We start from the raw sequence: 14378 nt of genomic DNA on the forward strand, positions 1-14378 counted from the left end.
TGCAGGCTCCTTCATGCAGGCAGGGGGGAGGATGTGTAAGTACGGAATTCATCTTTTGTGGCCGCGAGGAGTTCGGGACTGGTTAGGAGGTCCAGGCCGAGATTTGCCAACGCCTCTGCCACCACGGTCATCGCTTGGTGGGCTTGAGAGCTAGTTGCAGCTTCTGCTAGTGCGCGTGAATGGCTTGCTGTGCCTCTCGGTGCCACCTGAATGAAGGGGTGGATGGTTGGGAGGGCGAGACTGACATTTCCAGCATCAGTACTGCCGGTTTTATCGTCCGGCCGGGCTTCTTCGATTTCCCATGCGAGAGCCTGCAGATGGGTTCGCAAACGATTTACCATCACCTGATTGCTCTGAAGATGGGCATACGGGAGAGAACTCTGGGAGATCTCGACTTTCGTGCCTGTGCTGATAGCGGCACCATTCGCACAAACCTTGACACGTTCCGCCAAAGCTTCCGCCCGCTCTAAGGTTGTGTCTCGCACCACAAACTTGACCTCAGAGAGCTCCGGGATCACGTTGGGAGCTGTTCCGCCATTAGCAATGATGCCGTGCAATCGTGCATTGTCGCCAGCATACTGACGCAGTGAATCGATCGCGGTGAAGAACTGTATTGCGGCTGCGAGCGCACTGCGTCCCTGGTCGGGATTTTTGGCAGCATGTGCCGCGATCCCGTGGAAGCGGAATCCGTAGTGGAGACATGCGTACATTCTTCGGTCGAGGATCGTCCGATCTGATGGATGAAACATCATGGCCGTATCGATGTCGTCAAAGACCCCGGCCTCAAGTTCGAGAATTTTCCCTCCGCCACCCTCCTCAGCAGGGGTGCCAATGACGACAAGGCTTCCGGTTACTCCCTGAACCTCCATTACCTCGCGGATGGCGAGGGAAGCGAGAAGCCCCCCTGCAGCGATGAGGTTGTGTCCACAGCCGTGACCAAGCTCAGGCAGTGCGTCGTATTCCAGAAGAACAGCAATTCGAGGAGTTCCAGCACCATATTCCGCTTTGAACGCTGTAGGCATTCCCGCAAGTGGTGTCTGTAGGTCAAACCCTGCTTCCTCCAGGCGGCGAATGAGGAAGGCACTGCTCTGATGTTCCTCGAACGCCAGCTCCGCAGCGGCATGAATAATACGACTTGCGTGCTCCGCCTCGGGACAGTGACGGGCTATTGCCTGCGCTATAGCGGCGTAAACTCGCTCACTCATGCCGTGACCGCCCGTTGCGCATACTCAGCGATGAAGTCGACAGTGAACTGGGATATCTCCCGCAGACCGTTCTGCTGTTCGTTGCCCCTCAGCACGACGTATTCGTCTGGTTGGCCCACACCACGTCCGTGCCCAATACCGACACCGAATACAACGGGTAGCTTGTAACCACTTACAAGTAACGACCATGGCCCACCATATGCCTGAGTGGGCCATAGCAAAGGGTCACCTCCGTACTGTTTGACGGTATCCAGAAAGCTGCCCATAAGAGGATCATCGGTCCCCATACGCGAAGCGGGCCAAGCACTCAGTACGTCGATTTCTATGTCGGGGAAACCCTTCTCATCGAGATGTGCCCTTAAATGATCCACAATCACCGAAGGATCGGCATCTGTCATGAGGCGGGCATCCAGCCTGGCAACTGCTTCATGCGGGATAGTGTGAGTCCGCGTACCCGCGCCCATATAACCGGCACGCAGACCCTGAATGTTGAAAGCAGAACCATAGATATACCGTTCAAGCAGCGTCCGCTTGTCACCAGTAACCAGATACTCGCCCGCTTCAGCAGCCTCAAGCGCTGGAACCACCTTCTCAATAGGAGACTCCGCGTAGTGTGCCAGAAGACGTTCAACGAGAGGTTCGTCTGCCTCGGGGACTTCGAGGGACTTCAAAAGGTTTTTCCAGCCATCGACGGCGGGTTCCCCGTCCGCATCGAACAGGGATGTGAGAGCTTCAGCGAGGCGCTGGGCTGGGTTCCCTACCAATGTCCGGACTGCTGCATGAGCAGTTCCAGCGGGTCCCTTCTTCCAATTCCCTCCCAAAGCCCTCAACTCCACAGTGATGAAAGCTTTGTAACCGAGCCTCACAGGAACTGTCCCATCGGGATTTTGAGCAGCACGCAGATAGACCACACCGTCCACCTCTTGAACCCGGTCATGGTAGCGACGGAGCAGTTCTGCATAGGAAGCGCTTCCGAGAATCTCGTCCCCTTCAGCTAGGAAAGCGATGTTAACCGGAAGTTCGCCTGCCACATCCCGGTAGGCCCGAAGTCCCGCCAGCCACGCGAGATCGGGGCCTTTCGGCACCTGGGCGCCACGTCCATAGAAAATGTCCTCGCCATTAGGCCCTTCGCTACGACGCCCCTCAAAAGGAGGTGCTGACCAGTCTTCCGAGTTTCCCGCAGTGCGCACGTCATACATTGTGTAGTTGAGCAGAGTAACGGGAGCTCCTGCGTCGTAATAGGCCCATACACCCGGATATGTTTCCGTGGGCACTACCTCGACTTCAGAACAGCCGAACTGGCGGTACTGCTCAGCGAGAAATTGTGCAGCTGATGCCATAGGCACCTGGTCGTTAGCCACAGAAACGCTCGGAATAGCAATGTACTCCCGGAGCTTTTCAACCATTAAGTCGAAGTCGGTATCAATCTTGTCGAAAATCCGGGCCCGTACGTCTTGGCTGATAGCGCTCATATAGTCCTCTGAAAGTGATGGAGTCCAAAACTCCAGTGAGTCTTGGTTAAAGATGCGACGATCTAACTCTAGAGATAGATATGTTTCATGCGCATTAACTCTAGAGATGTGTTTTGTTACACGTTAACTACTTGAGAGCGCCTCAAAGGAGACTGGGTTCTCGCCCAGGAGACGGCAGCCGAGTCACCCACGACTCAGCAAGAGGCGGATAGCGCCTGACTATTCCCCGAATCGATCCTCTTCGGACTCGTCCCGCCAAGAAGGCAGGATAGTTGTGCTGCTGAAGCTGAAGCGAGTTGAGGGATACAGAGATGTCCCGACGATAGTAGTTGTCCCCTCAGAGCTTCGACAGACAAGCTGCCGAACCAAGAGGACTTCACGTCTATCGCAGGACAGCGTTTCGGCATGAACCATGTCCGCCAGCCGGGCAGAAATCTCTGACTGCATCGTGGAAGAAACGAAACCCCGTTTACCCAATGCTGCGAAAACCGAGGCCCTCTTGAAATCCTCCTCAGAAGCAACTTCGAAAACTCTGGCCGGCATCCAACGCGTGTCCCACGCGATGGGAATCCCGTCGGCCAATCGCTTACGTTCAAGATAAGCAAGAGAGGTTTGTGGTTTTACGCCGAACCGCGATGCCACATGTTGCGGAGCAGGTCGGAGATCAAAACACAGGACCTCAGACTTCACGTCCTGAACCTGACGTTTCCACCGCTCTGGGTAGCTCTCCGGGCTGAGTTTCTCAAGATCATCTGTAAGATGCGTGGCTGCCCATGTCCCCTTGAAACGTCGCCGAACAACTGCACCAGCACTGACGAGCTGGTTATAGGCCTGCCGAACAGTCATAACACTGACACCAAAGTCTCGGGCCAGATCGACCTCTGACGGCATAGGTTCAGATACACCTGCTCCTTCATCCAGGAGCGTCCAGAGGTGCTGTTCTATTTTGACGTAGGCAGGCTGGCGGGTGGTGTTCACACCACTGACATTAGCTCACCGTCCCAGGTTATGTCCGAGCCGCGGCTACTCGCCCCGGCGTGGTATCAAGAACTTAAGGCTGTAACGCTGAATAGGATCACCCCCCCCCCCACCAATTCTGGTGGATACTCAGTTTCAGCCCAACTGACTAATCTTCGGAGTTATAGCCGAACATCGGCTCAAAGTACCAGGCCGCCATCTGAAACAGTGAGGGCCCGGCTTCCGGATCGTTACGAAGATGCACCGTGAGCACCCGCCCGTCTGTCTCTGCCTCCATAAACTCGATGTGCTCCCGGTCTGAGGCCTCCAGGGCAGCCTCAAACCGCTCAGCATTGATCTCAGCAGTTTCTGACTCCTCATGCACGAACACCACCCGGGTGGTGTGCTCACCTTCGACCTCGTCCACCGCGAAGCCCAGCCAAAGATACTCCTCCAGCGGTTCGAAATCTGGCCGCTCCCGTTGGTTGGGCAGCGCTGTGATGATCTGTGCGGAATACCACGGTTCAGCGTCGATGGCCTCAGCGGCAGCCAGTAGATCTTCATCATCGGCCAAGGTCTCACCTGCTGGCTCCAGCAGGTTCTGCTCATCCTCAAGGAGTGCTGCGACCAGAGCCTGATCCTGAGTAGCCACCCGAAGATGCTCGCTGAGTGAGGAATCGAGCACCTCGTCCTCGGTTTCGTAAACCTCCGCCGACTCCGGGAGCTGCCCCACTAGGAACATCCATTGTCCCGCGGTGGCCTCCACATAGTGGCTCAGATGCCGGGTATCTGCCCCGAGCTCATCGCTCATCACATTATTGATCTGGGGGTTCATACTGATGATCGAGGGCCCCTGGTGCACATCATATGGGCTGGGCCCAGCGTGAGTCCGGGCAAACCAGTCCCTCCACTGCTCCTCAGCCTCAGGATCCTCATCGACGGGCAGATCAGGCGGCTCCGGTTTGGGTTCCCCGGTGATCTCCTCCAGCCGGTCATAGTTGGTGCCAGCCACTAACAAATAGTCCATCTGCTCAATGTGCTCAGCCGGGATCCGATCGAGCTGCTCTGCAAACGAATAGTCTGCCCCAGACCCTCCCCCACAGGCACTCAGCGTCACCAACCCTGCTGCGGCAATCACTGCACCACTGGCTGTACGAACCCCATGGGGCCTCGTCGTCGCTTCTCTAGCGCCTCTCAGTCGCCTAGGAACACTCGAAACCAGTTCCGGTGCTCTCTCGGCTCCACCGGCCGTACTCATTCCGTTCCTTTCACTTCCCCCGCTCAACGCACTGATGCCGGGTGCTCCAGTTGGAATGCACCCGGCATCAGTCCGTGCTGGGCAGAGATTACTGCCCGTTGTCCTTCTTGAGGTTCTCGGTGAACCCCTTGGCCTGCTCCTTGGCGTCGGAGGCGGCGTCCTTGACCGACTCCTTGGCATCTTTGAGCTGGCCCTGGAGCTTATCGGCCTTGCCCTCACCCTCCAGCTGAGAGTCGCCGGTGGCCTTGCCTGCGGTCTCCTTGGTGGAGCCGGAGACCTTGTCCTTGGCTGCGTCAAACTTCTCTCCGAGTCCCATGGGTAACTCCTTTCCGGTTGGGGAACCTTCCGTCTCTGACATTACCGACGACATCGCCGCATGTCACCAGCGCTTCAGAAAACTCTCAGAGAACCATTGGCAATCACTCAGCTTCACAGTTCTGCCTGCCTTTAAATCTCGGGTCGCAAGGCGACTCTCAAGGTTCGCTGCGTCGCTTCTTGCTAACGTAGGGACAGATGACTGATGAATTGATCATTCTGCGCGCGCCCACAGTGGCCGACGGTGCTGACCTCTGGCGGATTGCCAAGGGCACCGGGGTGCTGGACACCAACACCCCTTATGCCTATCTGCTCTGGGCCCGGGACTTCGCCGCTACCAGCGTAATCGCTGAGGTGGAGGCTGAGCCTGCCGGGTTCATCTCCGGCTACCTGAAGCCCGGCGATCCGCAGACGCTGTTCATCTGGCAGGTGGCGGTGGATGCGAACTTCCGCGGCCGCGGGCTGGCTAAGAAGATGCTCTTCGAGCTGGTGGAACGCACCGGCGCGGCCCGGCTGGAGACCACCATCACCGCGGACAATGAGGCCTCGATCGCCCTGTTCACTGCTCTGGCGCGGGAACACGGCACCGAGATCGTACGCCGTCCCTTGTTTACCGAGGACCTGTTCCCCACTGCTGAGGAGTCTGGTGAGGCGCACGCCGCCGAGGACCTCTACGTGGTGGAGCCGCTGAACCGCTGATACCCATACCCATCTGCCCACCCCCATCCTGTTCACCCAAGCAATCCGAGGATAAGAAACCCCATGGCTACTGACATTTTTGAGATCCGCGAGTCCCAGGTACGCAGCTACTGCATGAACTGGCCGGCCGTGTTTGAGCGCGCCGAAGGCCCCTACCAGTACACCGAGGACGGCTCCCGGTACCTGGACTTCTTCTCCGGGGCAGGTGCGCTGAACTACGGGCACAACCACCCCGAACTGCGCGACTTGGTGGTCGAATATGTGTCCAACTCCGGGGTCACCCACTCCATGGACATGAAGACCCCGGCAAAGCGGCGGTTCCTGGAGACCTTTGAACGGGTCATCCTGGAACCGCGCAACCTGGACTACAAGGTGATGTTCCCCGGACCCACCGGCACCAACACTGTGGAGGCCGCACTGAAGCTGGCCCGTAAGGTCACCGGCCGCCAGCACATCCTGTCCTTTACCAACGCGTTCCACGGCATGACCTTGGGTGCGCTCAGCGTCACCGGCAACTCCATGAAGCGCAAGGGTGCGGGCATTCCGCTGACCAACTCCTCCAAAATCCCCTACGACGACTACTTCGATGGCGACCTGCCTGACTTCATCTGGCTGGAGAAGGTCCTGGAGGACTCCGGCTCCGGTGTGGACAAGCCGGCTGCGGTAATCGTGGAGACCGTGCAGGGCGAGGGTGGACTCAACGCCGCGCGCATGGAATGGCTCAAAGAGCTGCACAATCTGTTGCGCCGGCACAAGATCCTGCTGATCGTCGACGACGTCCAGGCAGGCTGCGGCCGCACCGGCACCTTCTTCAGCTTCGAACCTGCTGGGATCACTCCAGACATCGTCTGCGTGTCCAAGTCCATCTCCGGCTACGGGCTGGCTATGGCACTGACCCTGTTCAAGCCCGAGCTGGACGTCTGGGAGCCCGGTGAGCACAACGGCACCTTCCGCGGCAACAACCTCGGCTTCGTCACTGCAGCCCGGGCTCTAGAGCTGTTCTGGTCCGATGACAGCTTCCAGAAGGAGCTGGCCGGCAAGATCGAGGCCTTACACGTCGGTATGGAGAAGATCACCGGTCACGTGAAGGGCTCCTACGTCAAGGGCCGCGGCTTCCTGGCCGGGATCGCCTTCCCTGAGCCGGACACCGCCGGCAAGGTGGCCGCCGAGGCGTATAAGCGCAACCTGCTGGTGGAGACCTCCGGCCCACAGGACGAGGTCATCAAGCTCATGCCGCCGCTGAACATTCCGGATGAGGACCTGCAGAAGGGCCTGGCCATCCTGGAGGAGGCCGTGTTGGCGGCCACCGGACAGCTCGGCGAGCCCAGCCGCCTCCGCCCTCCGCACTAGTCCCAGCCCAAAACCCTCCCGCGCCGAGTGCGTGATTTGTGCACTACTTTGGGCTGATTTGAGTCGGAACTGCTGCACAAATCATGCACTCAGCAGATTGAGCAGTGCTCAACACGTAGGATTGTCAACAATGCGGATGTTGCGCAGAACCTCTGAACTCATGAAAGCGAGCCTCATGTACACCCTGCACATTGATGACCTCAACGGCACTGAGCGCGACGTCAAAGACGGCCATTGGCGCTCCCGCCGGATGATCCTGGCCAAGGAGAAGGTGGGCTTCTCCCTGCATGAGACCACCCTCTACGCCGGGCAGACCTCCGAATTCTGGTACGCCAACCATGTGGAGGCCGTGTACTGCGTGGGCGGCAAGGGCACCCTGACCAACCTGGAGACCGGCGAGAAGCACCAGATCACCGACGGGTTCCTCTATCTGCTCGACGGCCACGAGAAGCACCGCCTGGAGATCGAGGAGGAGTGTCGGATGATCTGCGTGTTCAACCCCCCCGTCACCGGCCGTGAGGTTCACGACGAAAACGGCGTCTACCCTGTGATCATCGAGGACGAGTAAGAGACGCCGTCGTGTAAGCGAGGGACCAGGGCCCGCAGCCACGCTGTGTGGGCGAGGCCTGAGCGGGCGTCTGTCCTGTGATCGTCGAGGACCGAGTGTCCCGGCGGCGCACCTCCCTGACGTGGCCCGCACAACCGCTGAGGCGTTTGCACAGGCCCCAATGTCGAGACCTTTGTTCACGCTCACCCTGACGTGGCCCGCACCGTTGCTCTGGCAATTGCGCTGGGCCCTGACGTCACGGTTCCCAACCACGTTGCCGCGGCTTTCACGCCTAAAGAGCGCCGAGCGCCGTCGGCACCGGTAGCATAGCCGCGTGCCGCAACAAGGGGACGACGCCGCAGCCTCACCTCCTGCTTACCAGCGCACCACGCTCTGGGGCTCTGTGAAGCGCGCCGTCAGCGCTACTGCTCAGTCCTCTCCGCCGCGGCTGGCGCTGATCATCTTCGCCGGGTTCATCAGCGTGGTCTCGGTGCTGCTGATGATGCCCTGGGCCTCCGCCTCGGGCCGCTCAGCCCAGGTGCACGACGCCGTATTCGTCGCCACCTCCGCAGTCTCGGTAACCGGCCTGACCCCGGTCAACACTGCTGAGCACTGGTCGCTGGGCGGGCAGATCGTGATTCTTGCCGCCATTCAGGTGGGCGGTCTCGGGATCCTTACCCTGGCCTCCCTGGTGGCGATCTCGGTGACCCACCATCTGGGGCTGCGCACCCGGCTGGTGGCCCAGGAGGGGATGGCCTCCGGGCCGTTGGGCGAAGTAGGTTCGCTGATCAAGACTGTGGTGATCTGCAGCGTCGTCGTACAGGCTGCTCTGGCTGCCGTGCTGATCCCCCGGATGATGATGCTGGAGGACTCCCCTGCCGCCGGGGCCTGGCATGGGCTGTTCTACTCGATCAGCGCCTTCAACAATGCGGGCTTCGTGATCCACCCGGACGGGCTGGCCGGGGTGGAGAATGATCCCCTTGTGCTGTGGACCATCATGATCGGCGTGTTCCTGGGGTCCCTGGGCTTTCCGGTGCTTCTGCTGCTGTGGCGCTACCGCCTGGTCTTAAAACGCTGGAGCCTGCACACCAAGATCACCATGGAGTTCACTGTGGCGTTCATGGTGCTCGGAGCCATCGCCTACGCCCTGCTGGAGTGGAATCATGCCGATACCCTCGGGCCCATGGACACCTGGGAGAAGCTGCAGAACTCACTGTTCGCCTCAGTGATGATGCGCTCCGGAGGATTCTCGGTGGTGGACAACATCATGGAGCACTCCGAGACTATGTTGGTCACCAATGCCCTGATGTTTGTGGGCGGCGGTTCCGCCTCCACAGCTGGGGGTATCAAGGTCACCACCTTCGCGGTGATCCTGCTGGCGTTCATCGCCGAGGCCCGCGGCCACGAGGAGTCCTCCGCCCACGGGCGCACTATCCCGGCCCAGGCCGTGCGGGTGGCAATCTCGGTGGTGGCCATGGCGGCCACCTTCATCCTGATCTCCACCCTGACCCTGATCATCCTCACCGGTGAGGACCTGGAGCGCCCGCTGTTCGAGTCGATCTCAGCCTTCGCCACCGCGGGCCTGACCTCCGGGCTCACCGAAGAACTCCCCCCGGCAGGGCTCTATGTGCTCTCCGGGTTGATGTTCGCCGGCCGGGTGGGCATTATGACTTTCGCAGCCGCCCTGACCATCAGGCACAGCCGCACCCGCTACCGCTACCCAGAAGGAAGGCCGATCATTGGCTAAGAACCAGAAGACCAATAAGCCGGTACTGGTGATCGGGCTGGGCCGGTTCGGCATTGCTCTGGCCCAGCAGTTGATGGACCAGGACAAGGAGGTGCTGGCAGTGGACCGGCACCGCACCCTGGTGCAGAAGTACGCCGACGCTTTCACCCACACTGTGGAGGCCGATGCCACTGACATCGAGGCACTGCGCCAGCTGGGGGCCGATGAGTTCGACTCCGCAGTGGTGGGGGTGGGCACCTCCATCGAGTCCAGTGTGCTGATCGCCGCCAACCTGGTGGACCTGGGAGTGGAGCAGGTCTGGGCCAAGGCCATCAACCCCACTCACGGCAAGATCCTCACCCGTATCGGCTGCCACCACGTGATCTACCCTGAGCACGACGCCGGGGTGCGTGCGGCCCACCTGGTGAGCGGGCAGATGATGGACTTCATCAAGTTCGACGACGACTTCGCCATCGTGAAGATGCGCCCGCCCAAGGCTCTGCAGGGCAAGTCCATCGACCAGTCCCAACCGCGCAAACGCCATCAGGTCAATGTGGTGGGGGTGAAGTCTCCGGGCAAGGACTTCGTCTACGCCCAGCCGGACACCGTGGTCAACCCCGGGGACACCATCGTGGTCTCAGGAGACGTGAGCCAACTCGAATGGTTCGCCGACCATGCCTAGAGAGATTATCCACGCAGCTAAGAGAGTCCGCGGTTCAGGGTCCCCGGCCGACTACCGTCGGCTGGGGCCGCGGGCGAACAGGTTCGCCGACCACGCCTAATGGCAGTCCGCTCAGGCCCTCACAGCAGTCTAATCAGACAATGTGAGACGAATCGCCTAGTCATCAGATGAACAGCACTTCGCACTGAACTAATTTCCCATAAAATCGGGAAATTTTTGCACTTCAGAAGAGAAGTGATCAGACAACTCATCGTTCTCGTAACATGTTCGCAACATAATAGCCTTATTTCTGAAATATAACTGCGTGAAGATACTCCGGTACTCGCATCAACGAAGATCACTGTGTCGAAAAGGCAGCTGACTGAAGCAGGAGCTTAATTGGGGACCTACATTGCCGGCCGTCTGGCCCAGATGATTCCCACCCTGCTGCTGATCATCACCATCGTCTTTTTGCTGGTCTACATCGTGGGGGACCCGGTCTCGCTGATGCTCGGCGAGCACGCCACCCCAGAGCAGGTAGCCACCATGCGCGAAGCCATGGGCCTCAATGATCCCCTGCTGGTACAGTACTTCAACTACTTAGGCTCCGTGCTGACCGGGGACTTCGGCGACTCCTACCGCTACAACCAGGCCGCACTCCCGCTGGTCCTGGACCGGATACCGGCCACTCTGACCCTGGCTATCGGCGCAATTCTGCTGGCGCTGGTAATCGCCATCCCGCTCGGGGTGTGGGCGGCCACCCGGCGGGGCGGCGTCGTCGATAGTGCTGTCTCCTCCCTCTCAGTACTGGCCAAGGCGATGCCGAACTTCTGGCTGGGCATCATGCTGATTCTGCTCTTTGCCGTGGTGCTGCAGTGGCTGCCCGTCTCCGGCAGCGGTTCTTGGGCCCACCTGGTGCTGCCTGTGGTGGCCTTGGGCACTGGCACCGCCGCGGAGATCACCCGGCTGGTGCGCTCATCCATGGTGGAGATCCTCTCCCAGGACTACATCCGTACCGCCCGCGGCAAAGGGCTGCGGCAGCGAGTCGTCGTCTATAAGCATGCGCTGCTCAACGCGTTTGTTCCAGTCACCAGCATCACCATCCTGCAGTTCTCCACACTGCTGGGTGGGGCGTTGATCACTGAGGTGGTCTTCTCCTGGCCGGGGCTGGGCCAGCTGCTGGTCAACGCGGTGAGCATGCGGGACATGGCCGTAGTGCAGGCCGCAGTGTTCGTCATCGCCGTAATGGTGCTGGCGCTGAGCCTGATCTCCGACTTACTGTTCAAGGCCGTGGACAGGAGGATCAGTCTTGGCTGAGTCCACCACAATGAGCGCTTCCGGCACCGGCTCTGTGGAGCCGGCACCGGCCAAAAGCTTCAGCCAGCGCAGCTGGCGCTCCAAACTCCGACGTGTTCCGCTCAGCGGCTGGATCGGCTTGGTCCTGGTGGGAGTCCCCGCCGTGGTGGCCATCTTCGCCCCGCTGCTGATGCCGCACTCTCCCACCGAGATCGACCCCACCCGGGCCCTACTGCCTCCGATTGGCATGGAGGGCTACCAGCCCGGCCACCTGCTGGGCACCGACAACCTGGGCCGCGATCTGCTCTCCCGGCTGATTGAGGGAGCCCGGATCTCTTTGCTGATTGGAGTGCTCTCCGTGGTCCTGGCCGGCTCCATCGGCCTGACTGTGGGACTGGCGGCCGGCTACTATAGCAAGTGGATCGACGCGTTGCTGATGCGCTTCGTCGATGCGCTGCTCGCGATTCCCTCCATCCTGCTGATCCTGGTGATCCTGGGTGTGCTGGACCCGGGCATGTGGACCCTGATTTTTGTCCTGGGCATCACCAACTGGGTCATCTATGCCCGTCAGATCCGTGCTGAGGTGTTGGAGCTGCGGGAACGACAGTTCATCCGGGCCGCGCAGAACTTCGGGGTCAGCGGACCCACTATCCTGCTGCGACACCTGACCCCGAATGTGATGCCGAGCTTCATTGTGCTCTCCACGCTCAGCGTGGCCACCGTGATCGTCACCGAGTCCGGGCTCAGCTTCCTGGGATTAGGGGTTCAGCCGCCGGACATCTCCTGGGGCCTGATGCTGACCACAGGGCGCGACTACCTGGCTACCGCCTGGTGGATCAGCACCCTGCCGGGACTGGCGATCACCTTCACTGTGCTGGGCATCCTGCTGCTGGGTGACTGGCTCCGCGATGCCCTCGACCCCAGATTGGCGGTGGGACGATGAGCGAGCCGCTGCTGAAGATTCAGAACCTCCAAGTCTCAGCCACCCGGAGCAGCGCGAAGCTTCCAGTTGTCGATGGGGCAAGCCTGAGCATTGAACGTGGGGAGCGGGTCGCCCTGGTGGGCGAATCAGGCTCCGGAAAGTCGGTGACTTGTTTCTCCGCCATGGGCCTGCTGCCAGAGAGCCTGCAGGTCACTGACGGCAGCATCCGCTACCAGGGCAGCGAGCTCACCGCCCTAGGGGCCGAAAAGCTGCGCCGGCTGCGTGGCCCTGAGATCGCGATGATCTACCAGGAGCCGCTAACTTCCCTGAACCCCTTGTTGACCATTGGGGCGCAGCTGAAGGAGGCTGCCGGGCGGGCTAAAGCAGGCCGACGGGAGATCCTGGAGATGTTGGACCGCGTGGGCTTCGCCGATCCCCCGCGTATCTTGCGGCAACGCCCCCATGAGCTTTCCGGGGGAATGCGGCAGCGGGTGATGATCGCCATGGCCCTGGTGGGTCGTCCCAAGCTGCTGCTGGCCGATGAGCCCACCACAGCACTGGATGTGACCATCCAATCCCAGGTGCTCAAGCTCATGTACGACCTCTCCTATGATCTGGACACCGCAGTGCTGATCGTCTCCCACGACCTCTCGGTGGTGCGAAAACTGGCCGACACTGTGCACGTGATGTACGCCGGACAGGTGGTGGAGTCGGGCCCGGTGAAAGAGGTCCTCGCCACCCCACGCCATCCCTACACCCAGGCGCTGCTGGACTCAGCACCCCATATGGGTGACACCCGGGACCGACTGGAGTCCATCCCCGGCATTGTGCCCACCCCTGACCAGTGGGACCAAGGGTGTCGGTTCCGCTCCCGGTGCCCGCTGGCCACCGAACAGTGCGAGCAGCGCCCGCCGAAGGTGGAAGAGGATGACCGCGCCTCGATGTGCTGGCATATCGACCGGCTCGTAGCACGTCAGCAGGAGGCCGCCGTATGACTGAACTCCTGCAGATCCAAGATGTCCGCAAGACTTTCGGCATCCGCAGCTCCTTCCTAGGCAGGAAGAAGGATCTGGTGGCGGTGGAAGGCATCAGTCTCAGAATTCCCAAGGGACGTACCCTCGGCCTGGTGGGTGAGTCCGGATCGGGCAAATCGACTCTGGCCAATATGGTCACCGGCATGCTGGCACCCACCTCTGGGCAGGTGCTCATTGACGGGCAGCCGGTCCACGATCAGAAGGGCAAGGTAGCCCTGCGCGGTGAGAGCGGCGCCCAGATCGTCTTCCAGGACCCCTATTCCTCACTGAACCCGAGGATGCCGGTGGCGCAGCTGCTGGCCGAACCGCTGAAAGTTGCGCCAAAGGTTCTCATGCCGGAGCGGGAACAGCGCGTGAACGAACTCCTGGACCAGGTGGGCCTGCCGCGCAGCGCCCGCCAGAAGTACCCGCACGAGTTCTCCGGCGGTCAGCGCCAACGCATTGTGATCGCCCGCGCCCTGGCCCGCCGACCCCGGCTGCTGGTCTGCGATGAGCCGGTCTCCGCCCTGGATGTCTCCGTGCAGTCCCAAATCCTGAACCTACTGAAGGATCTCCAGGACGAGCTGGGGCTGACCTACCTGTTCATCGGCCACGGCCTGGAGAGCGTGGGATTCATGAGCGATGAGATCGCCGTGATGTACCTGGGCCGAATTGTGGAGCAGGGTCCGGCCCATCAGGTGCTGGCTGATCCGGTCCACCCCTACACCCAGGCGCTGATCAGTTCCAGTGAGGCGATCCCCTTCCACGCGGGCGGCACGGTGGAGCTCACCGGCGAGATCCCTAGCCCGCTCAACCCGCCTTCAGGGTGTGTTTTCCGAACCCGCTGCCCCCTGGTCACCGATATCTGCGCTGAGGCCGTACCGGCACTGACCCCGCGGTCAGAGTCCCGGATGGCAGCCTGCCACCGCCGCTGATCCTCCGCACCGCATGAATCAC

The 14378-nt window shown here is 60.8% G+C and carries 14 protein-coding genes; 9 read left to right on the plus strand and 5 right to left on the minus strand.

The annotated features are described in order from the left end of the window. Positions 1 to 11: 11 nt before the first annotated feature. The 5 genes from F0311_RS08410 to F0311_RS08430 all read right to left on the minus strand — a co-directional run bounded on the left by F0311_RS08410 (position 12) and on the right by F0311_RS08430 (position 5208). The gene (locus tag F0311_RS08410; protein ID WP_150461485.1) at positions 12 to 1205 is read right to left on the minus strand and encodes a M20 family metallopeptidase; all 1194 of its coding nucleotides are present in this window, start codon (positions 1203 to 1205) and stop codon (positions 12 to 14) included. Beyond that, positions 1202 to 2677, minus strand: a complete 1476-nt coding sequence (locus tag F0311_RS08415) for a M20/M25/M40 family metallo-hydrolase (RefSeq protein ID WP_150461486.1) — start codon at positions 2675 to 2677, stop codon at positions 1202 to 1204. Before F0311_RS08415 ends, F0311_RS08410 begins: the two co-directional genes overlap by 4 nt. Before the next feature lie 219 nt (positions 2678 to 2896). Continuing rightward, complete coding sequence (locus tag F0311_RS08420; RefSeq protein ID WP_150461487.1) at positions 2897 to 3655, minus strand: GntR family transcriptional regulator; 759 nt, start codon at positions 3653 to 3655, stop codon at positions 2897 to 2899. 148 nt (positions 3656 to 3803) lie between these two features. Further along, positions 3804 to 4772: a hypothetical protein gene (locus F0311_RS08425; protein WP_150461488.1), complete on the minus strand. Its 969-nt coding sequence runs from the start codon at positions 4770 to 4772 to the stop codon at positions 3804 to 3806. Positions 4773 to 4980: 208 nt separating this feature from the next. Continuing rightward, positions 4981 to 5208, minus strand: a complete 228-nt coding sequence (locus F0311_RS08430) for a CsbD family protein (RefSeq protein WP_150461489.1) — start codon at positions 5206 to 5208, stop codon at positions 4981 to 4983. 197 nt (positions 5209 to 5405) lie between these two features. Here F0311_RS08430 and ectA point away from each other — a divergent pair, with 197 nt between their 5' ends. From ectA to F0311_RS08475, 9 genes are all read left to right on the plus strand, one after another. Continuing rightward, a complete protein-coding gene (gene ectA / locus F0311_RS08435) occupies positions 5406 to 5906 on the plus strand; it encodes a diaminobutyrate acetyltransferase (RefSeq protein ID WP_150461490.1) in 501 nt (166 codons plus the stop codon). A gap of 63 nt (positions 5907 to 5969) precedes the next feature. Beyond that, a complete protein-coding gene (gene ectB / locus F0311_RS08440; protein ID WP_150461491.1) occupies positions 5970 to 7256 on the plus strand; it encodes a diaminobutyrate--2-oxoglutarate transaminase in 1287 nt (428 codons plus the stop codon). Positions 7257 to 7431: 175 nt separating this feature from the next. Further along, positions 7432 to 7824 carry an ectoine synthase gene (locus F0311_RS08445; protein ID WP_150461660.1) on the plus strand — a complete coding sequence of 131 codons (393 nt, stop codon included), beginning with the start codon at positions 7432 to 7434 and terminating at the stop codon, positions 7822 to 7824. A gap of 313 nt (positions 7825 to 8137) precedes the next feature. After that, the gene (locus F0311_RS08450) at positions 8138 to 9550 is read left to right on the plus strand and encodes a TrkH family potassium uptake protein (RefSeq protein WP_223881221.1); all 1413 of its coding nucleotides are present in this window, start codon (positions 8138 to 8140) and stop codon (positions 9548 to 9550) included. Further along, positions 9543 to 10211, plus strand: a complete 669-nt coding sequence (locus tag F0311_RS08455; protein ID WP_150461492.1) for a potassium channel family protein — start codon at positions 9543 to 9545, stop codon at positions 10209 to 10211. The genes F0311_RS08450 and F0311_RS08455 overlap by 8 nt, the downstream gene beginning before the upstream one ends. 378 nt (positions 10212 to 10589) lie before the next feature. Further along, on the plus strand, positions 10590 to 11507 hold the full coding sequence (locus F0311_RS08460; RefSeq protein WP_223881222.1) for an ABC transporter permease: 918 nt from the start codon (positions 10590 to 10592) through the stop codon (positions 11505 to 11507). Then, positions 11500 to 12429 (plus strand): ABC transporter permease, encoded by a 930-nt coding sequence (locus F0311_RS08465; protein WP_223881223.1) that lies wholly within the window; start codon positions 11500 to 11502, stop codon positions 12427 to 12429. The genes F0311_RS08460 and F0311_RS08465 overlap by 8 nt, the downstream gene beginning before the upstream one ends. Continuing rightward, positions 12426 to 13403 carry an ABC transporter ATP-binding protein gene (locus F0311_RS08470; protein ID WP_150461494.1) on the plus strand — a complete coding sequence of 326 codons (978 nt, stop codon included), beginning with the start codon at positions 12426 to 12428 and terminating at the stop codon, positions 13401 to 13403. Before F0311_RS08465 ends, F0311_RS08470 begins: the two co-directional genes overlap by 4 nt. Beyond that, complete coding sequence (locus F0311_RS08475; protein ID WP_150461495.1) at positions 13400 to 14356, plus strand: ABC transporter ATP-binding protein; 957 nt, start codon at positions 13400 to 13402, stop codon at positions 14354 to 14356. The genes F0311_RS08470 and F0311_RS08475 overlap by 4 nt, the downstream gene beginning before the upstream one ends. Positions 14357 to 14378: the final 22 nt, after the last annotated feature.

Source organism: Nesterenkonia ebinurensis (genome assembly GCF_008711175.1).
In the GTDB taxonomy this organism is placed as follows: domain Bacteria; phylum Actinomycetota; class Actinomycetes; order Actinomycetales; family Micrococcaceae; genus Nesterenkonia; species Nesterenkonia ebinurensis.

Excerpts from the sequence above, each read along its gene's own strand:
- F0311_RS08410 (WP_150461485.1), bottom strand. The coding sequence starts at position 1,205 with ATGAGTGAGCGAGTTTACGCCGCTATAGCGCAGGCAATAGCCCGTCAC.
- F0311_RS08415 (WP_150461486.1), bottom strand. The coding sequence starts at position 2,677 with ATGAGCGCTATCAGCCAAGACGTACGGGCCCGGATTTTCGACAAGATT.
- F0311_RS08430 (WP_150461489.1), bottom strand. The coding sequence starts at position 5,208 with ATGGGACTCGGAGAGAAGTTTGACGCAGCCAAGGACAAGGTCTCCGGC.
- ectA (WP_150461490.1), top strand. The coding sequence starts at position 5,406 with ATGACTGATGAATTGATCATTCTGCGCGCGCCCACAGTGGCCGACGGT.
- ectB (WP_150461491.1), top strand. The coding sequence starts at position 5,970 with ATGGCTACTGACATTTTTGAGATCCGCGAGTCCCAGGTACGCAGCTAC.
- F0311_RS08445 (WP_150461660.1), top strand. The coding sequence starts at position 7,432 with ATGTACACCCTGCACATTGATGACCTCAACGGCACTGAGCGCGACGTC.
- F0311_RS08470 (WP_150461494.1), top strand. The coding sequence starts at position 12,426 with ATGAGCGAGCCGCTGCTGAAGATTCAGAACCTCCAAGTCTCAGCCACC.
- F0311_RS08475 (WP_150461495.1), top strand. The coding sequence starts at position 13,400 with ATGACTGAACTCCTGCAGATCCAAGATGTCCGCAAGACTTTCGGCATC.